The sequence below is a fragment of the Pseudomonas flavescens genome (genome assembly GCF_013408425.1).
Lineage (GTDB): Bacteria > Pseudomonadota > Gammaproteobacteria > Pseudomonadales > Pseudomonadaceae > Aquipseudomonas > Aquipseudomonas fulva_A.
In genome coordinates, this window is record NZ_JACBYV010000001.1 from 466,586 (window position 1) to 486,284 (window position 19,699).

Sequence of the window (19,699 nt, forward strand, 5' to 3'; positions counted from 1 at the left end):
TGCGGCTTTTGACCAACAGGCAGAGCAAACCTAGACCACGGTAAAGGCCAGACGCGGGTCCCTGCCCGCCGCTCATGATGACCACTCCTGCCCGAGCAGCCAGCGCCTTAGCATCGCGCTGTTCACCAGGCGCCGTTTACCGAGTTTTACCGTAGGGAGTACACCGCGCATGGCCCAGCTGCGGGCGGTGTCGTAAGTGATGCCATTGCGATCTGCCCAGGTTTCGATGGTTTCAACGTCCTGTTGCGGGCCTATCAACTTGGAGGCGTCCAGCTCTTCCAGTCCCATGTCGTTCCGTGCCTATTCATGTCAATATTCGAAGCAGCGAACTTGCCTCATGGATTAAGTCCATATGGATATTATCCATAGAGGTTAATTATGGCAATATTCCATAAATGGTATTTCTCAATGGCTCAAGGTATGGCCAATAGAGCGCATCAATTGTTGAACGCAACCAGCCTCAAAGAGCTGGCTGAAGTGAACAGCAAGGACTACGTGCGCTGGCAGAGCATCAAGCGCGGCAAGGCTCGCATTGGTGCTGATGAGGTGGAGCATCTGGGGAAGATGTATCCGCAATATCGATGGTGGCTCATGACCGGTGAAGCCATGCCGGACAAAGGGCAGATCAGCCCTGAGTGCAACAAGGCTGACCCGGACAAGGATGATCAGGACACGCCTTAATCATCGAAGGTGTGGCAGCAGCGTGACGCGGCCGATTGATTTGCCATGGCGGGTATTGGAGTGCGAGCTGATGGGACGATTTCGCATCGAGAATCCCGCGCAAATTTCTACCCCCATCACACCGCGAAAGGCCCGAACCGAAAACACGTGGCTTTTCTCGTTCGGTAACTTGGCAAACCAACCCCCCGGCTCTAGATTGCCCGCTGCGCAACCCGCGCCTCGTAGAAGGATTTATGACTCATGCTCGGTCGCAAGACGCTTCCGTTGTTCCTGCTGTGTAGCATCCTTTCCGCGCAGGCGCTGAGCCAGGTGTACACCTGGGTGGATGAGAATGGGCAGAAGCATTTCGGCAGCCAGCCCCCTGCCTCTGAGCGGCATGCCGAGCCTGTGAACATCAACCATGGGTATGTGGGCGATGGCCGAGCGGCGGCCCCTGCATTGCCGGCCCGCGGTGCTGGTGCTGACGCCGCTCCAGCCAAGGTCTCGAAGCGAGAGATGTGCAAGAGCGCCATGCGCTGGACGGCCATCGATATCGAGAACCTCAAGGAGATGGCCCTGGAGCGCAAGGAAGCCGGGCGAATCACTGCCGCCGAGTACGCGGAAGGGCAGAAGAACTTCGCCGGCATCGAGGAGCGGATCAGCATGCAGAACTGCGTCACCAGTTCGGGTGAGGACCAGCAGCGCTACGAATGCCTGTCCCGCGGGGCCGGCGTGATGGTCTGCTCGGGCCTGGCCGCCGCGGCGATGGAGGAGGGCATGGAAGAGGCCAGGAAGAAGATGAACAAGCGCTGACGTTCAGCTACGCCGGCGCCGTATTGGGCGCTGCTTGCCAAGACGCGCGTACATTCTTCATCGCGCTCGCGAACAGTCGGAGGGCATCGGCGGCTGGGTGATTTTCTGCGCAGTGCCGTGCGCCTGACCGCCGGTTACCGCACTGCAACATATCCGTAACACAGCCTTCATAAAATCATCGCACTTCCCCCTCCTGTTCGAGTTTTCCATGAGCCTTGGTCGTTCGCTGCGTGCCCAATTGGTGTTGCTGATTGGCGGTGGTCTGGTGTTGATGTTGTTGATTGCGCTGGCGGGTTTCGCGCTGTTGTCGCGGCAACTGGATGGCTATCAGGCGCTGCTCGGTGGCCCTCTCGAAGAGGCGCGTCAGGTGGATGCCGCCAACCTGGCGTTCAAGATTCAGGTGCAGGAATGGAAGAACGTCTTGCTGCGCGGCGCTGACCAGACTCAGCGCAACCGTTACTGGCAGCAGTTTCAGGAAGAAGAGGGGCGCGTACAGGCGCAGATTGGTCACCTGATCGAAACCGCAGGCAGCGCCGAGCTGCGCCAGCGATTGAGCGAACTGCGCCGTGCACATGCCGAAATGGGCCAGGCCTATCGTCGTGGGTATGAGGCCTTTGCCGCGGCCGGGTTTTCCGCTCAGGCCGGCGACGCGGCAGTGAAGGGCATCGACCGGGCGACCACCGAGCAGTTGTCGTTGCTGGTCGACGAGCTGCACGAGCGCAGCCAGGCGAGCGCCACGCAACTGAGCGAGATAGCCCGGCGCAGCGTGCTGTTCGGCAGCCTGGCGATGCTTGGGCTGGGAATACTGCTGGCGCTGTTCAGTGCCTGGCTGGTTAACCGGCGCATCACCACACCACTGCTGCAGGCCACCGGGCAGCTCGATCTGCTCAGCCGTGGGCAGTTCGGTGAGCGCCTGAGCGAAGGCCGTGAGGATGAAGTAGGGCACCTGGCCCAGGCCGCCAATCGCCTGCGCGAGTTCATGCAGGCGCTGTCCCAGCAACTGCGTCGCGGGACCAGCGAGCTGGATGCTGCCACCCACGACCTGAGCAGCGTGGCCGGGCATATCGGCCACGGCATTCGCGAGCAGTTTTCGCGTACCGATCAGGTCGCCACGGCCATGCATGAGATGAGTGCGACGGCTGATGAAGTGGCGCGGCATTCCGCTGCGGCGGCCCGTGCCGCTGACGAAGCCGATCAGGCTGCCGGGGAAGGCGAGGCGACCATGGCCAGCACCATCGCCACCATCGAGCAGATGCACAGTGAGATCACCCGTACTTCTGAGGTGATCACCCGCCTGGAAAGCGACAGCGAGCGCATCGGCAGTGTGCTGGATGTGATCCGCGGCATCGCCGATCAGACCAACCTGCTGGCCCTCAACGCGGCCATCGAAGCCGCCCGGGCCGGTGATGCGGGCAGAGGCTTCGCGGTGGTGGCCGACGAAGTGCGCAATCTGTCGGTCCGCACCGCGAGCTCGATCAGCGAAATCCACCAATTGATCGCCAATGTGCAGAGCGCTTCGAAGGAAGCCACTGCGGCCATCAATGCCGGTGCGCAGCAGAGCGCTGCGGGCCGTGCTCAGGTCGGCATGGCCGGCGAGCGTTTGCACAGCATCACCCAGGCGGTGGAGGCGATCCGTGACATGAACCGGCAGATCGCTACCGCTGCCGAGGAGCAGACCTCGGTCGCCGAAGACATCGCCCGCAACCTGGCGGAGATCGTTTCCATCGCCCAGAGCAACGAGGCCGACCTGCAGCGCAGCGAGTCGGCAAGCCGCGCCATGCAGGGGCTGTCCGGCGACCTGTCGACCCTGGCCGCGCGCCTCCGGGACTGACCGCCGCTCCTCGCCGCATGCCTGCCATCGGGTGTGCGGTGAGCGCTTGCCCGGGTGCCATCAGCCGATCAGCAACAGGCCCAGCATTCCCAGTGCCAGGGCGATCAAGACCAGCCCCGAGAGCCGTTCGAGCAGCGGCAGCGCGCGCTGGAAACGCTGCAACACGCGCCCGTTGCCAATCGCCAGTGCCACCAGCAGGTCCCAGCCGAGCACCACGGCGAACATCCACGCACCATAGAACAGCTTCCAGCCGGCGCTGCCGTGCGCGTTGCCGAGCATGCTCGCCAGGCTGACGTAGAACAGCGCGTTCTTGGGGTTGAGGATGCCCGACAGAAAACCCATGCCGGCCGCCTGCATCCAGTTGATTGGCCTGGCCGCTGCGGTGCCTTGCGCTGCCTGCAGCACGCTACTGCCCGCGTGGCGAATGAACAGCACGCCGAGGTAGAGCAGATACAGGCAGCCAACCAACTGCAGCACGATGAAGGCTGCGCTGCCTGGCTGCAGGGCCGACACTCCGGTAAACGCCGCGACGATGAACACCGCGTTGGCCAGCGCGATGCCCAGGCACGCGCCACTGGCGACCCGCCAACCGGCGGACAGCGACGTACGGGCCACCAGGAAGAAATCCGGGCCGGGGGAAAGCAGCGCCAGGAAGTGGGCGGCGGCAATGATCAGGAACTGCTGCATGGCGGGCATCGCTTCGCGAGAAAAGATGCCGGAAGTTTGTGGGGCACGCGATGGGGCGGTATTGAAGGAAATCGTCAACGATGCCCGCCCCGTCACCTGATAGCCACTGGCCGCGGCTAGTCAATAAATTGGCTTTCTTGCTAGGCTAAAAAACGACCACGTCCATCGGAGTATGGACGGCCGGTCAACCAGGCCACGTTCGCTGAGGTTGTGAATCACGACACATGGCCGGGTTGGAAGGTGTGCAACAGGTCTCAGGTTGATGGCAAAGGTGGTGGCAAAATGCCTCGCCTCAAGGATGAACTTATTTTCCAGGTATGGATGTCATGCGCTCGTATTTCCCGTTGTTTTTCGCCGCCGTGCCGTTCATGGCGCTCGCCCAGACGCCGCCTGCGAACCTGCCTTCGCCCCTGACTCAGGACCTGATCCGCGACCGCCAGGAGCGCCTGCTGCAGGAGCAGCAACAGCGCTTGCAAGAGTTGCAGCAGTTGCCCGGGCGCACGGTGGAAGCGCCTGCCGAGGCGCCGCCCGGCGATGAACGCTGCTTCGCCATCAAGCAGATCGAGATCAGCGGCGCCACCTCGCTGTCCGCTGCCGACAAGGCCGAAATCCTGGCGCCGTTCGCCGACGATTGCCTGGGCGTCAGCCAGCTCAACGGCCTGCTCAAGGCGATCACCGACCACTACATCGACCGTGGCTACGTGACCACCCGGGCTTACCTGCCGCAGCAGGATCTGTCGGCTCGGACCCTCAACGTGGTGGTGGTCGAAGGCCGCCTCGAAGGCCTGGACAGCTCCGCGCTGGCCAGCGACCGCGAACTGGCCATGAGCTTTCCCGGCGAGACGGGCGAGATCCTCAACCTGCGCGAGCTCGAACAGCTGGTGGAAAACCTCAACCGCCTGCCGTCGCGCCCGGCCCAGCTGGAGCTGGTGCCAGGCGAGCAGGTGGGTGGCAGCCGGGTGGGTTTGAAAGGCGAGCGCAGCAAGCCCTGGCACGCCAACATCAACCGCCATAACGAGGGGCAGTTGAGCACCGGTGAGCAGCAGTGGGGCCTGGGCCTGGTATGGGACAGCCCATTGGGCCTGGCCGACCAGTTGAGCCTGCGCGCCAGCCGCGATGCGGTCAGCGACAGCTACCGTCATTCCCACGCCCAGAGCCTGTCCTACAACATCCCCTATGGCTGGTGGCGCTTCGACTACAGCTACAGCCAGAGCTACTACCGCACCCTGGCGCAAGGGGACGGCTTCCCGTTCGAAACCGATGGCGACAGCAAGCAACATGCGTTGCGTGCCGAGCGCGTGCTGCACCGCGACAGCGTCAGCAAGACCGCCGTGAGCACCGGCCTCAGCCATGTGCGCACCAACAACTTCATCCTCGGCAACCGCATCGAACAATCGAGTAACCGGCTGACCGAGTGGCAACTGGGCTTCAACCATGGCCGCCGCGTCGGCACGGCGTTCGTCAACCTGGACGCGGGTTGGCAGCGGGGCATCGGTGCCCTGGATGCCCAGAACAACGGCACCCCCCGTGGCTCCGACCCGGTGGCGCGCTACAACAAATACAGCCTGACCCTCAGCTACCTGCAGCCCTTCAGCCTGTGGGGCGAGCGCTTCAGTTTCGACAGCCTGGCCACCGGCCAGAAGAGCGAAGACGTGCTGTTCAGCTCGCAGCGCATCAGCATCGGCGGGCTCAACTCGGTACGTGGCTTCAAGGACCAGACCCTGTCCGGCGACAGCGGCGGTTACTGGCGCAACCAGTTGCGCTGGACCCGCCCCGTCACCTGGGCGCCGCTGCAACCCTTCGTGCAGCAATACGGCATGGCGCTGGCCTACGACGTCGGCGTGATCCAGCGCGGCGAGCACAACGCCTTCGCCAGCGGCCGCATGAGCGGCAACGCCGTGGAGTTCAGCGCCCGTGGCGAGCACCTGGCCGCCGCCGTGACCTTCGCCCATTCCCTGGAACGCCCCGATGTGATCGCCGAGCGCGAGCGCCCGGTGCATTTCCGCGTCGACCTGTTCTTCTGATTTTTCTGATTCGCTTACGCCTCGGAGCACCCTGACATGGACGTTCGCAGCCCATTGTTTCAAAACATCGCCCTGATTCTGGCGGGTGTGATGTTCCTCAATCCCATCGCCGCCACTGCCGCGCAACTGACGGTGGACGCGCAGGCGGGCGGCAACACCAGCCTGGGGCAGGCCGCCAATGGCGTGCCGATCGTCAACATCGCCACGCCCAACGGCAGCGGGCTGTCGCACAACAAGTTCACCGACTACAACGTCGGCCAGCAAGGGCTGATCCTCAACAACGCCACCGAGCGGCTGCAGAGCACCCAGCAGGGCGGCATCATCATTGGCAACCCGAACCTGGGCGGCTCCAATCTGCAGGGGCGTGCAGCAGGGGTCATCCTCAACGAAGTGACGGGCAGCAACCGCAGCCAGCTCAAGGGCTACACGGAAGTGGCCGGGCAGGCGGCGAACGTCATCGTCGCCAACCCCCATGGCATCACCTGCGACGGCTGCGGCTTCATCAACACCCCGCGGGCGACCCTGAGCACCGGTGCGCCGGTGATCGAAAACGGCCAACTGCGCAGCTTCGACGTCAATGGCGGCGACATCGCCATCGAAGGTGCAGGCCTCAACGCCAGCAACGTCGACCAGTTCGACCTGATCACCCGCAGCGCCAAGCTCAACGCCGAGCTTCATGCCAAGCGCCTGAACGTCATCACCGGCCGCAACGACGTGGATGCCGCCACCCTGCAGGCCATCGCCAAGGCCGATGACGGCAGCGATAAACCACAACTGGCCATCGACAGCTCGGCCCTGGGCGGCATGTACGCCGGGGCGATTCGTCTGGTGGGTACCGAGGCGGGCGTGGGTGTGAAGCTGGCCGGCGACATGGCGGCCAGTGCCGGGGATATTCAGATCGATGCCAATGGGCTACTGACGCTCAACACGGCGGCGGCCAGCGGGCAGATCGCGGCACGCGCCGAGAGCGTTGAAACCCAGGGGCAGGTGTACGCCGGGACTCAGCTCGAGGTTCAGGCCAGGGACAGCCTGGTGAACCGCGGCAGCCTGGCTGCTCGCGATCGGGTGGCGCTGACTGGCGGCGCTCGGTTGCTCAACGAGGGCCATGTCGAAGCCGGTGTGAATGCCGACGACAGCCGCAATCGAGCGGGCAACGTTGCTCTGGCAGGCGAGCGGATCCGTAACGCGGGTAGCGTGGTCGCCAGCCATGATCTGCGGGTCGCTGCCGAGGGCTTGCTGGATAACCGTGACGGTCAGTTGCTGGCCGAAGGCAATGCCCGGATCGACAGCACCCAACTCGACAACCACAAGGGGCGCATCGTCGCCGATGGCAACCTCGCGCTGCGCAGTGGCCAGGTCGACAATGCTCAGGGACGTATCGCTGCCGGCCAGGCGCTGGGGGTCAACGCGACCGGGCTGGCCCAGCAGGGCGGTGTGCTCAGCAGCGGGGCAGGCCTGAGTGTCGACCTTGCCGGTGGCAATCTGGACAACCGTGCGGGGCTGGTCAATGCCGGGCAGGCGCTGCGTATAGACAGCGCCGCCAAGGTCGACAATACGGCAGGCGAGATTTCCAGTCGCCAAGGTGTGCAGGTGGCGGCGGCTTCTCTGGACAATCAGGGCGGCAAGCTGCTGGCCGAAACTTCGCTCGCGTTGACGGGGGAGCGCCTGCAAAACCGTGCTGGTCGCATCGCAGCCAATGCTGATCTGCAGCTGGTGCTCGACGATATCGACAACCGCGGCGGGACGGTTTCCAGCCGCGCCAGGGTAACGATAGCCGCACAGGGCCTGGACAACAGCGACCAGGGCAAGGTGATCGGTGCGCACCTGGTGCTCACCACACAGCGCCTGCTCAATCGTAATCAGGGCCTGATTCACGGGCAGGGCAATACGCATGTGGCCGGCGCCTGGCTGGACAACAGCGGCGGCTCACTTTCCGCGGGTGAAGATTTGCGTGTCGAGCTCGCGGCGCGGGGCGAGCTCGACGGCGGGCTGATCAATACCGATGGTTTGTTGGGCAGCGAGGGTACGCTGAACGTCGCTGCGGCGCGCCTGGACAATCGCCGGGGCGATGTTTCCAGCGTTCGGGACTTGAACCTGACCCTGCTGGGGGCGTTAAGCAATCAGGAGGGGCGGGTGCTCGGTGATGCGGCTCTGCACCTGCGCAGTGGCGACCTGAGCAACGATCAGGGGCTGATCTCGGCTGGCTCCACGCTCGCGCTGCACGCTGCGCAGATCGCCAACCGCAAGGGCCGTATCGCCGCTACCGGGCCGCTTGAACTGACGGCCAACGGTCTGCAGCAACAGGGTGGCGAGCTGTTCAGCAAGACCAGCCTGGCCCTTGACCTGCAGGGCGGCGCTCTCGACAACGACGCTGGCTTCATCAACGCACCGGGTGCATTGCGGCTCGATGGCCTTGGTGTCGTGAGCAACCGAGGTGGTGAAATCTCCAGTCGCCAGGGCTTCGACCTGGCAGCGAGCAGCCTGGACAACCGCAGCGGCAAGCTCATCAGCGAGCAGGACCTGCGCGTCAGCGTTTCTGGCAGCCTGGACAATCGAGGCGGGAGCCTGGCCGGTCGTCAGGTCGAGGTCAGCGCCGCGGCGCTGGACAATGGCGCTGACGGCCTGCTGCGTAGCCAGGGCCGACTCGATGTCGGGGTGAGCGGCACACTGGCCAACCAGGGCGGCGAACTGCTGGCCGAAGGCGATCTGAATCTGCTGGCGCAGCGGCTGGACAACCAGAAAGGCCGGGTCGCGGCCAATGGTCCACTGAGCGTGACGGCTGGCGACATCGACAACCGTGGCGGGGAAATATCCAGCCGTGGCAGTGCCGGTCTGAACGTCACGACGCTCGACAACAGTGACGGTGGCCGCCTGCTGGCGGCGCACCTGAACCTGGCGGCTGCGCGCCTGATCAATCGCGACGAAGGGCTGATCTTCGGGCGTGATCAGCTTCAGCTCGGCGCTGCTCACCTGAACAATTCCGGCGGTACCCTCGCCAGCGATACTCGCGTGCTGATCGAACTCGCTGCTCGTACCGGTGACCTGGCCCACGATGGCCAACTGATCAACAACGCGGGAACAATCAGTAGCGAAGGCACGCTGAACGTCACCGCCGCCACGCTCGACAACAGCGCGGGGAGCCTTTCCAGCGCGGGTGCGTTGCAGGTCACCAGCCAGGGCGCACTGCTCAATCAGCAGGGGCGTCTGCTCACCGATGCCGGGTTGCTGCTGCGTAGCGCCGGCCTGGACAACCGCCATGGCCAGATCTCCGCGGTGGAGCATCTGAGCGTCATCACCGGGCGTTTCGACAATGACGGCGGTCGCCTGACGGGTAACGCCAATCTGGACCTGCAGGCCGATCAGATCGGCAACGCCCAGGGGCGTATCGCCGCCAGTGGCCCGCTGTCCGTGCAGGCCAGCGGTCTGGCGCAGCAGGGTGGTGAACTGTTCAGCCAGACCAGCCTCACCCTCGACCTTGATGGTGGCGACCTGAACAATGACGCCGGCTTGCTGCATGCCCCCGGCCAACTGTTGCTGAACAATCTGGGGGCGGTGAGTAACCGTGGTGGCGAGATTTCCAGTGGCCAGGGTTTCAATCTGCTGGCGACGCGCCTGGACAACGCCAATGGTCGACTGCTCTCCGAGCAGAACCTGACGTTGCGGATTCAGGGCGTGCTGACCAACCTGGCAGGGTTGATCAGTGCCCGAGGCATCGACCTGCGTGCCAAGGAGCTGAGTAACGACGCGGGCACACTCTTCGCCCGCGGCGACCTCGTCATCGACCTTACCGGCAACCTGAGCAACGCCAGCAAGGGCCTCATTCAGAGTGCCGGCGATCTGCGCCTGAACAGCGGCACGCTCACCAATACCGACGGCACTCTGTTGGCCAGCAAGGCCCTTGAGCTGCGCAGCAACGGTGCGCTGGACAACCGCGACGGCGGGCTGATCAACAGCCAGGGCACCCTCACGCTCGACGCCGCTTCGCTGGACTCCAGCCAGGGAGGGGAAGTCTCGGCCAAGGGCGACCTGCAACTGACCCTCGACCGCCTGACTCAGCAACAGGGCGCCTTGATCGGCGAAAGCTTTATCAGCCTCGACCTGCGCCAGGGGGACCTGGATAACCGTCAGGGCCTGATCAGCAGCAACGGCCCGCTGACCCTGAGCAACCTGCGAGCCGTCGATAACGCCGCAGGGGAAATCTCCAGCCTCGGCGTGCTGGACCTGGCCGCCGCCAGCCTGGACAACCGCAATGGTCGCCTGATCAGTCGGCAGTGGCTGCGCCTGAGCCTGGGCCAAGGCGACAATCGCGGCGGCCTGCTCTCCGGTTGGCAGGGCCTGCAACTGAGTGGCAGCTCCCTAGACAACCGCCAGCGCGGCACGCTGTCCAGCCGCGATGGCGGCCTCGCCGTAGCGCTCGCCGGTGCACTGCTCAACAGTGGTGAAGGCGCTCTGGTGGCTGCCGACCGTCTCGATATTCAGGCCGAGAGCCTGGACAACAGTGACCGGGGCATTCTTTCCAGTGGTGCGGGCCAGCGCCTGCAGATCACCCGGCAACTGGACAACCGCGCCGGGCAGATCGACGCCGGAGAGCGCCTGGTCATCGACGCCACTAGCGTCGCCAACGCGGGCGGCTTGTTGCAGGCGCAGCAAGACCTGACCCTGAGCAGCAAGGCCCTGGACAATAGCCATGGCCGCATCGCTGCCAGCGGTGCAGCCACGCTCAACGTCGACGGCACCCTGAGCAATGCTGCCGGGCAACTGGCCAGCGCCGGTCCCCTGAACATTACGACCGATACCCTGAACAACCAGGGCGGCACGCTGGCCAGCCAGAGCACCGCCAAGCTCGTCGTCAGCGAGCTGGACAACAGTGGCAGCGCGACCCTGGCCGCCAATGGGGCGCTGGAGCTCGGTGTCGCCCAGGCGCTGAACAACAGCGCCGATGGGCTGATCTACAGCCGTGACGCTCAGGTGAATCTGAACGCCGCCAGCCTCGACAACAGCGGCGGAGCCATTCAGGGGCAGGGCGATCTGCTGCTGAACATCGGCGGCGCCCTGAACAACCAGGCTGGCACTCTGCAGAGCCGTAGCGGCGCTGTCGACCTTACCGCTGCCAGCCTCGACAACCGCCAGGGTACCCTGGCCAGCCTTGAAGGCTGGGTGCGCACCCGTCTTTCCGCCTGGCTGCGCAACGGCGCCATCGGGCAGGGCGGTCTGATTCAGGGGCAGCACATCGACCTGCAGGTCGCTGGCAACCTCGACAACACTGCCGGGCGCATTCATGCCCTGAACGGCGCGGCGACCTTGCAGGCCAGCGCCTTCGACAACCAGAGCGGCACCCTGCATGCCCAGGGTGACCTGCTGCTGCGTGGCGGCGACCTGAACAACCAGGGTGGCACCCTCGGGGCTGCCACTATCACCCTGGAACAGGCTACCGACGCCTTACTCGATAACCAGCAAGGCATCATCGAAAGCCGTGGCACGCTGCACGTGCAGGGCGGCAGCCTGAACAACCAGGGCGGCCAGCTGCGTGCCCTGGGCAGTACCGGCACCACCTTCTTCACCCTGGGCGCGCTGCTGGACAACCGCGGCGGCACCCTGGAAACCGCCAACCGCGACCTGACCCTCAACCTCGGCAGTCTGCTCAACCACAATGGCAAGCTGCTGCACGCTGGCGGTGGTGAGTTCGGTGTCGCCCTGGCGCAGGTCGCCGCCGCGGGCGGCAGCTTCGTTACCCAGGGCGGCCTGACCCTCAAGGCCGAGAGCTGGAGCAACGACAGTATCCTCCAGGCCGGGCATCTGACGCTGGATATCGGCACCTTCGAGCAGACGGCCAATGGGCAACTGCTGGCCACCGGTTCGCTGACCGGCAAGGGGGGCAACTGGATCAACCATGGCCTGATCGCCAGCGATGGCCCCCTCAGCCTGACTCTCAGTGGTGCCTACAGCGGCAACGGCCGGGTCACCAGCCAGGGTGCCCTGGACCTCGCGGCCGCGAGCCTGAGCCTCAGTGAAACCGCCAGCATCACCGCCGCTGGTGCGGCCAGCTTCATGCTCGGTGGTGCACTGCTCAACCAGGGCCGCCTGACCGCCGCCGACAACCTTACCCTCAGTGCCGCCAGCGTGAACAACGCCGGTACCCTGGGCAGTGCCCAGCGCCTGACCCTGAGTACACCGAGCCTGATCAACGAGAAGGGGCTGCTGTTCAGCGGCGACGACATGGCGCTGTATGTCGACACCTTCATCAACCGTTACGCGGATGTGTATAGCCTGGGAACGTTGCTGATCGCGGGTGATCAGGCGGGCGAGCAGTCCAGCCGTTTCGAAAACGTATCCAGTACCGTTGAGAGCGCCGGGGACCTTGCCGTCAACGCCCTGGCGATCATCAACCGCAAGGATGCCTTTGCCGTATCCGAACGGCTCGTGTCGGGGAGCATCACCTACGAATGTCTTGATTGTAAGGGACGCCATTTCGATTTCTATTACTTCCTCAACGAGCAAATAGAGCGAACCGTCTCCTCCGACTCACCGGCCTCCCTGATCCAGGCTGGCGGCAACCTCAAACTCACTGGCAGCACGATCGAGAACAGCCACAGCACGATTTCCGCTGCCGGCAATATCTTGCTCGTTGGCGATCAGGTATCGAACCTTGGCTCTGCCACGGAAAGCGTGAATCGCTATCGCCAGTACCGTAATCCGGTCGATTCCGAGCGGCGAGCTGTTTTCGAAAGTCTCATCAGCGCAAATGGTGATATTTACCAATACAACCGAAATAACGCGATATACGAGCACACTTATGTCATTAGGCAGGCCCGCGAACCGGATATCTATCTGAGGCCAGACCGCCAAGTTACCAGGACGCCAAATCGCTATTACAACCCCGGAGCTCAATACCCGGTTCCCGCCATCTTCAGCACCTACAGCCTTGTCAATTCGGTCGATACCGTCACCTCGACCGGTGTTGCCGCCGGAGCGGTCATCCAGGCCGGTGGCAATGTCACCGTGCAGAGCGCGAACGTCATCGAGAACGGCGTTCGCCGCAATGGGCAGAGCATCGCTCCTGGCACCTCGCGAGCAGGTGATACCAGCAGTGGTGGCAGCGGCTCGACCACAGTCATTCGCCTCAACCCGCAACTCCCTGCAGACCTCGCCCAGCAACAGGTAAATCCGCTGAGCCTGCCTGGCTTCAGCCTGCCGACTGGCCAGAATGGATTGTTTCGCCTCAGCGGCCAGAGCGGCAGCGACAGCCAGGTGCGTGAGGCAGTCGCTGCCCAGCAGTGGGCATTGGCCGGCACCAGCCTCGAGCAGGCACAGCGTGAAGGCTCCGGCGCTGTACGGATAGAGGATGTGCGGGGCGATCAAAGCGGTCAGCTCCAGGCTGGCCTTGGCCAGCCGGTTGCAGTCGATAGACCGTCACTGGTTATTCAGCCCGGCACCCAGGTGACCGTCAGCGCATCCGCCGCTCAGGACGGTGCCGGTAATCCGGTTTCCCAGGCCCAGGGCGTCATCGTGAACCCTGTCGCCCGGCCTCACAAATACCTGATAGAGACCAACCCGGCACTGACCGAGCTGAGCCGCTTCCTCAGCTCCGACTACATGCTTGGCCAACTGGGTTACGACCCCGATCAGGCCCAGAAACGCCTGGGCGATGGCCTCTACGAACAGCGCCTGATCCGTGAAGCCATCGTCGCCCGTACCGGCCAGCGCTACCTGGCCGGGTTGACCAGCGACGAGGCGATGTTCCGCTACCTGATGAACAACGCCATCGCCAGCAAGGACGCACTGAACCTGGGCCTTGGCGTCAGCCTGAGCGCTCAGCAGGTGGCTGCCCTGACCCACGACATCGTGTGGATGGAAGAGCAGGAGGTCCTCGGCGAAAAGGTCCTGGTGCCGGTGCTCTACCTGGCCCAGGCCGAAGGCCGCCTGGCCCCCAACGGCGCGTTGATCCAGGGCCGTGACGTGGCGTTGATCGGCGGTGGCGACCTGAGCAACCAGGGCACCCTGCGAGCCAGCGGTGCATTGGATGTACAAGGTCGGAACATCGCCAATAGTGGCCTCATGCAGGCCAACGAGCGCCTGCAACTGCTGGCGACCGAGAGCATCCGCAACGCCCAGGGCGGCATCATCGCCGGGCGCGATGTCAGCCTGATCGCCCGCGAAGGCGACATCGTCAACGAGCGCAGCGTCACTCAACATGCCGCCAGCGTCGGCTCCCAGCGCTGGGGGCAGACCCATGTCGACAGCGCCGCCCGCATCGAAGCCAGCGAGAGCCTCAGCCTGGCGGCTGGGCGCGACGTGAGCAACCTCGGCAGCGTTCTCGACAGCCGCGGCGACCTGGCCATTCAGGCCGGCCGCGACGTCACCGTCGCCTCCGTGCAGGAGGGGCAGTACCAGACCCGCGGCAACTGGTTCGTCAATGAACGGGTAACCCAGGTGGGCGCTGAGGTGAGCGCGGGTCGTGACCTGGATATCGCCGCCGGGCGCGACCTGGGCGTGGTGGCCAGCCGCGTGACGGCAGGCCGTGATCTCGAGCTTGGCGCCGAACGTGACCTGATGCTCTCCAGCGCCGCTGACGAGAGCCACTTCCTGTCGAGGGGCAAGAAAGTCACCCAGAGCCGCGACCAGATCACCCAGCAGTCGAGCGAGATCCAGGCCGGTCGTGACATCAGCCTGGGAGCGGGCAATGACCTGAGCGTGATCGCCAGCCGCGTACAGGCTGGCAACGACGTCGACATCGATGCCGGCCAGGACATCGATATCCTGTCGGCCAAGGATGAAAGCGCCTCCTACTACTTCAAGAAGAGCAAAGGCTCGTTCGGCCGCAGCAAGAGCCGCCAGAGCGAAAGCTACGACAGCACCAACATCGCCTCGGTGATCGAGGCGGGCAACGACCTGACGATCAACACCAGCAAGGCTGCCAGTGGCGCCCTGAATCTCGAGGGTGGCCGCGACGTCACCGTCATCTGCAGCCAACTCAGCGCTGGTAACGACCTGCTGGTCGGCGGCACCGGCGATGTGGCCGTGCTGTCCGGTGTCGAAGAGCACGGGTCCTACGCCAAGAAAACCAAATCCGGTTTCCTTGGCCTGTCGAAGAGCGGCAAGAGCCAGCTGCAGACCAGCGCCACCCAGGTCGCCAGCGAACTGGAAGCAGGCAACGACGTTGTCATCGCGGCAGGCAACGACATTCGTCTACGCGCCAGTACCACCGATGCCGGTAACGACGTCGAGCTGCGCGCCGGGTTGGTGAAGGAAACGGGCGATATCAACCTGGTTTCGGCGAATGACGAGGCCTATAGCCGTAGCGAGTCGTACAAGAAGAAGTTCGATCTTTCCGCCAGTAATGCAGCTGGGCTTGGCGGTATCACAATTTCTAACGCCAAGAAGAGCGGCCAGGAAATCATCAGCTCCACTAATGTGGGCAGCCAGGTCAACGCCGAGCGTGATGCCTCACTGATCGCCGAGCGCGATATCAACGTGGTGGGCAGTGGCGTCAGTGCGGGTCGTAACGTGCTGCTTGATGCTGGACGTGACGTAAACGTCGTCGCAGGGAGCAGCAGCGAACAGATCACCTCGTGGAAGAACACCAAGACCGTTGGCTTGCAACTGAGCTCCGATGGCAATGGTGTTAGTGCCTTTGCCGGAGCCGAGTCGCTCAAGGACAAGACTCGTACCAGCGAACAGACTGCGGCAGCCAGCCAGATCAACGCCGGTTTGGACCTCGATGTACGTGCTGGCCGCGATATCCGGCAGCAAGGCTCGGACATGCAGGCCGGCTACGACCTGAACATGAAGGCCGGGCGCGACATCGTCGTCGATGCGGCTCGCGAACAGTCGAGCATCGAAAGGGAGCAGAGCCAGAACCGTAGCGGCGTAGGCGTCACGGTTAACCACAATTTCGAGCGAACCAAGAATGCGGTAAGCGGCGCCGGCAAGGGTGAGAACACTGTCAGCCAGGCATCGAGCACGCTCAAGGCGGTGGACTCCGTCAGCCAGTTCCTGGCTGGGCCAACGTTCGATGCGCACTTCGGTAATACCAGCCAACGCCAGAGCGTCAGCCAGACCGTGGTTGGAAATCGCGATTCGACGTTGGACGCGGGTAACGACATCAACCTGGAAGCAGGTAATGACGTTCAGGTACGTGGCGCTCAGTTCCAGTCCGGGCGTGACATCAATGTAAGCGGCCGGGACATCGTGCTTGATGTCGCCCGTGGCGAGCAACGCTATGACAGCCAGCAAAGCCAGGGTAAAGGCGGAATTGTTGGCGGCACCAGTGGTGGCTTCAAGGTTGGCATTGGTGGCAGCCGTGGCGTAGCGGGTGAAGAGGGCAGCCAGGGAACCGCCAGTGGCGCGGTGCTCAATGCCGAACGCGATGTCAATCTCAACGCCCGTAATGACCTGAACCTGATCGGTACGCAGGTTCAGGCAGGGCGCGATATCGACCTCAAGGCCGGTAACGACCTCAACATCGGCGCTGCACAGAATGCCAGTGACAGCGAAAGCAGCCGCCGCAGCGGTGGCGGCGAAATTGGCTTCACCTTCGGCTCCGAAGGCGTTGGTGTGTATGTCAGCGTCAACGTCGGCAAGGGCGACCTTGAGCGTGAAGGTCAGCGCCAGCAGGAAGCCTACCTGTATGCCGGCGATCGCCTGAACTTCACCAGTGGTCGAGATACCGCCATCAGTGGTGCACAGTTGAGTGGTGACGAAGTCACTGGCCGTGTAGGGCGTGATCTGACCGTGACCTCGCTCCCTGATACCGGGAAAGTCAAAGGTCGGGAATTCGATGTCAGCGCTACCGCTACGTTTGGCCCTGGAGCTGGCTTCAGTGCTTCGGTCGGCTATGGGCAGACCAGCGGCTCTACCGAGTGGGTGGAAAATCAAACCCGGATTGTTGCGCGTGATCGTCTAGACATCCGCACCGAAGAGTACACGCAGATCGATGGCGCAGTGATCGCCTCGAACACTGGCAACCTCAAATTGGATACCGGCACTTTAGGCTTCAGCGATATCGCGGGGCACGACAAAGAGCACAGCTACTACCTAAACGTTGGCGGTTCGTACGGCAAGAACGACTCCAAAGATACCCAGCAGGACAAAAGCCAGGAGGGCAAGGGCGAGAAGGGCAAGACGGGCTGGAGCGTCGAAGGCTACGAGTACGAGAAAGATCGCCAGCAGATCGTGCGGGCTACCGTCGGCGAGGGCGAAATTGTCGTGCGAGGGGATGCGGGGACAGGAAGCGATTCGACCGTTGGTCTCAATCGTGATGTAAGCAGCGCTTACGAGATCACGCGGGATGATGAGGAACGTACGGATCTGTATGTGACCAAGTCGTCTGTGGAGGCGGTGGTAAGTCCGATTGAGACGTTAAACCAATGGAAGAAAGATGCTCAGGCATATCCTGAAAGAAGCCTAGATGCATTGGATGACGCAGTCGGTTTAGTTGCTGGTGTTGGTAAGTTTGCTCAGCAAAGTTGGCGAGAAATACAAGCACAACAAGTTTCTCTGGATAAGGTTTCCCCAGCACTGCGTGCGCAGTTAGGAGACGAGCAGGCCCTGGCAGTTGCTAAGAATATAGTGCGCAATGGACTAAACTCCGACGTCATCAATAATTTTGGTGAAAACGATCTTATAGTTCTAGCAAAGTTTGCAGAGGTTTATGGGGACTTTAATTATGAGCAAGCTAAATGTCAGGCGAGCGGTGGGTGTAGATCTCCTTCGACTGGTTTAGGCTCGCAGTCGACTAATGTAGTTAATGAATACGGTGAGAAAGTTCCACGTTCAGATGATACTGTCCCGCTGACTGCGGGCGAAAAGCTTCTGCTTCAATCTTACAAGCTGAACAAATATGTGTCGGGTTTGGAACTGGAACAAGCGCAATTGCTGATGCTGGGGGTACAAGCCCTGATGGGGCCGGCAAAGGCGGCTGTGGGCTTGGCCGGCAATCAATTAATCGCCAGTCTATTTGGTGATCAGATTGAAAAGGTAAAAGGTGACCTCGCTCTAAAAATTGCTGATCAGCTACTTCCGGCTCAGTTGGAAGATTTGGCCCGAGAACATCAGAAAAATAAAGAACGGCATGCAGCTGGTGAAGAAGTCAATGATGGTGTCGCCTTCGTCATTGGCTCTGAATTTCTATTAGATGTTGCGATGGGGAGTGTTGGTGGGTTTGGAAGAAAAGCAGAAGGTAAAGTTGTCGTAGGGCGTACTTCATCGGACGTTTCCCCAGCCAGAACTATTACCCAAACGCAGGCCCAGAAGGAGGTTGATTATCCGTTACCGGATAAGCCTGTGAAGGATCTATCGAAAGATTCATCCAAGCCTGTGAAGGATGCATCAAAAGATCCATCCATCGCTGTGCCGAAAATGGACGAGCTCACGGTTAAGGCATTCAATCCGTATAATAGTGATAAATTTAACGCGATGTCGCCCGAACAGCAGAAGTCGTTCATAAAAGAATACAACAAGCAGTTGCAGTCGCAGCAGGATGCCATCAATCGCATGACTGTTGACGATTTTAAAAGCGCCCGGGATGCTTATGAAAAGGTAGGTCGTAATCCGGATGCTGTTGCCGCACAACAAAAATTCGGTAAAGATTTCGAGAATAGCGTCAGGGAAAGCATTACCGAGTCCTTGATGGCCAAGGGAAAGGACTTCAAGACCGCATCTGCTGAAGCAGCTATCAGAGCCAAAAAGATTCGATCTGATCTAGCTGCATTGCATGACCCTGATATGGTCGCTGGTGGTTGGTTCAGTCCTGAACCTGTCAGAATGGGCGATTCGCTGGTCAACTCCTCAATTGGAGGTAGTTGGCCGAGCCGCTTGAAGGCATTGGATGAACAGGTGTCTAAAGCTATAGCCAATGGATATGGTCAAGCGCAGATGAACATCAGGCTTGAGTTGCTTCGAGGAGCTGAAAAGTGAGAGACGAATTTTTTCAGTCATTTATTGATAATTTGGGTGAGGCAAATTCGCATCGACAGGTGCCCAGTTCTAGTGTCGAAAAATATCGTTCGATATTGCCCGGCTCCCTGCTTGGTTACTGGCGTGAGGAGGGCTGGTGTTCTTATGCGGATGGACTGTTCTGGATCGTAAACCCTGATTCTTATAAGGCCACGCTTGATAGTTGGTTGCAAGGAAGCGGTCTGGACGAGATCGATAATTACCATGTTATCGCTAGGGATGCGTTCGGCTCACTATATGCCTGGGGTGAACGCTATCAGCGCAAGATCACGATATCGAGCTTAGCTGGCGGTATCGTTGCTCTTAAGAGTCAGCTTCAGAAACCCAACCCCCAACCGGATCGAGCCTTAGGTATTTTTCTCGGGTCCATTAGTCGGGAAAGCCTCGATTTTGAAGATAATCATGGCAAGCCGTTGTTCAGGCGCGCGCTAATGAAACTGGGACCGGTGGGTGAGAATGAAATGTACGCGTTCGAGCCTGCGCTGTGTATTGGCGGAAAGGCTGATCTTGAACATATGGTAAAGCTGAATATGGATGTGCATTTGACGATTCTTGATCAGTTGCGGAGGTGATCCTAACGGGGAAAAGGGACAGATTCTGAGGAACCCCCACAAAATATCCACTCAGATCAATTAGATAGCTTGAAGATGCCTGCATGAGCCGGCAGTTTGGTAGTCGCCAAACCAACCAACTCCCGAGACTCATGCAGGCCGTACGATTCTTACATAGG

The 19,699-nt window shown here is 61.8% G+C and carries 8 protein-coding genes; 6 read left to right on the plus strand and 2 right to left on the minus strand.

Translation table 11 applies throughout. The features are described 5' to 3' along the window. Positions 1-72 precede the first annotated feature (72 nt). Positions 73-288 (minus strand): hypothetical protein, encoded by a 216-nt coding sequence (locus FHR27_RS02015; protein ID WP_042552109.1) that lies wholly within the window; start codon positions 286-288, stop codon positions 73-75. 90 nt (positions 289-378) lie between these two features. Between FHR27_RS02015 and FHR27_RS02020 the strand changes: the two genes are divergently transcribed. From FHR27_RS02020 to FHR27_RS27400, 3 genes are all read left to right on the plus strand, one after another. Continuing rightward, the gene (locus tag FHR27_RS02020; protein WP_257026789.1) at positions 379-681 is read left to right on the plus strand and encodes a DNA-binding protein; all 303 of its coding nucleotides are present in this window, start codon (positions 379-381) and stop codon (positions 679-681) included. Positions 682-921: 240 nt separating this feature from the next. Beyond that, a complete protein-coding gene (locus FHR27_RS02025) occupies positions 922-1,473 on the plus strand; it encodes a DUF4124 domain-containing protein (protein ID WP_179537644.1) in 552 nt (183 codons plus the stop codon). A gap of 208 nt (positions 1,474-1,681) precedes the next feature. Then, on the plus strand, positions 1,682-3,304 hold the full coding sequence (locus FHR27_RS27400) for a methyl-accepting chemotaxis protein (RefSeq protein ID WP_042552115.1): 1,623 nt from the start codon (positions 1,682-1,684) through the stop codon (positions 3,302-3,304). A gap of 60 nt (positions 3,305-3,364) precedes the next feature. Here FHR27_RS27400 and FHR27_RS02035 read toward each other — a convergent pair whose 3' ends face one another. Next, positions 3,365-3,991 carry a LysE family translocator gene (locus FHR27_RS02035; RefSeq protein WP_179537645.1) on the minus strand — a complete coding sequence of 209 codons (627 nt, stop codon included), beginning with the start codon at positions 3,989-3,991 and terminating at the stop codon, positions 3,365-3,367. Positions 3,992-4,317: 326 nt separating this feature from the next. Between FHR27_RS02035 and FHR27_RS02040 the strand changes: the two genes are divergently transcribed. From FHR27_RS02040 to FHR27_RS02050, 3 genes are read left to right on the plus strand one after another with little or no spacing between them, the layout of a single operon-like run. Beyond that, the gene (locus FHR27_RS02040) at positions 4,318-6,015 is read left to right on the plus strand and encodes a ShlB/FhaC/HecB family hemolysin secretion/activation protein (protein WP_373565111.1); all 1,698 of its coding nucleotides are present in this window, start codon (positions 4,318-4,320) and stop codon (positions 6,013-6,015) included. Between the two features lie 36 nt (positions 6,016-6,051). Continuing rightward, a complete protein-coding gene (locus FHR27_RS02045; RefSeq protein ID WP_179537646.1) occupies positions 6,052-18,930 on the plus strand; it encodes a hemagglutinin repeat-containing protein in 12,879 nt (4,292 codons plus the stop codon). Then, on the plus strand, positions 18,927-19,541 hold the full coding sequence (locus FHR27_RS02050; RefSeq protein ID WP_179537647.1) for a GAD-like domain-containing protein: 615 nt from the start codon (positions 18,927-18,929) through the stop codon (positions 19,539-19,541). The genes FHR27_RS02045 and FHR27_RS02050 overlap by 4 nt, the downstream gene beginning before the upstream one ends. Positions 19,542-19,699 lie beyond the last annotated feature (158 nt).

Excerpts from the sequence above, each read along its gene's own strand:
- FHR27_RS02015 (WP_042552109.1), bottom strand. The coding sequence starts at position 288 with ATGGGACTGGAAGAGCTGGACGCCTCCAAGTTGATAGGCCCGCAACAG.
- FHR27_RS02020 (WP_257026789.1), top strand. The coding sequence starts at position 379 with ATGGCAATATTCCATAAATGGTATTTCTCAATGGCTCAAGGTATGGCC.
- FHR27_RS02025 (WP_179537644.1), top strand. The coding sequence starts at position 922 with ATGCTCGGTCGCAAGACGCTTCCGTTGTTCCTGCTGTGTAGCATCCTT.
- FHR27_RS27400 (WP_042552115.1), top strand. The coding sequence starts at position 1,682 with ATGAGCCTTGGTCGTTCGCTGCGTGCCCAATTGGTGTTGCTGATTGGC.
- FHR27_RS02035 (WP_179537645.1), bottom strand. The coding sequence starts at position 3,991 with ATGCAGCAGTTCCTGATCATTGCCGCCGCCCACTTCCTGGCGCTGCTT.
- FHR27_RS02040 (WP_373565111.1), top strand. The coding sequence starts at position 4,318 with ATGCGCTCGTATTTCCCGTTGTTTTTCGCCGCCGTGCCGTTCATGGCG.
- FHR27_RS02045 (WP_179537646.1), top strand. The coding sequence starts at position 6,052 with ATGGACGTTCGCAGCCCATTGTTTCAAAACATCGCCCTGATTCTGGCG.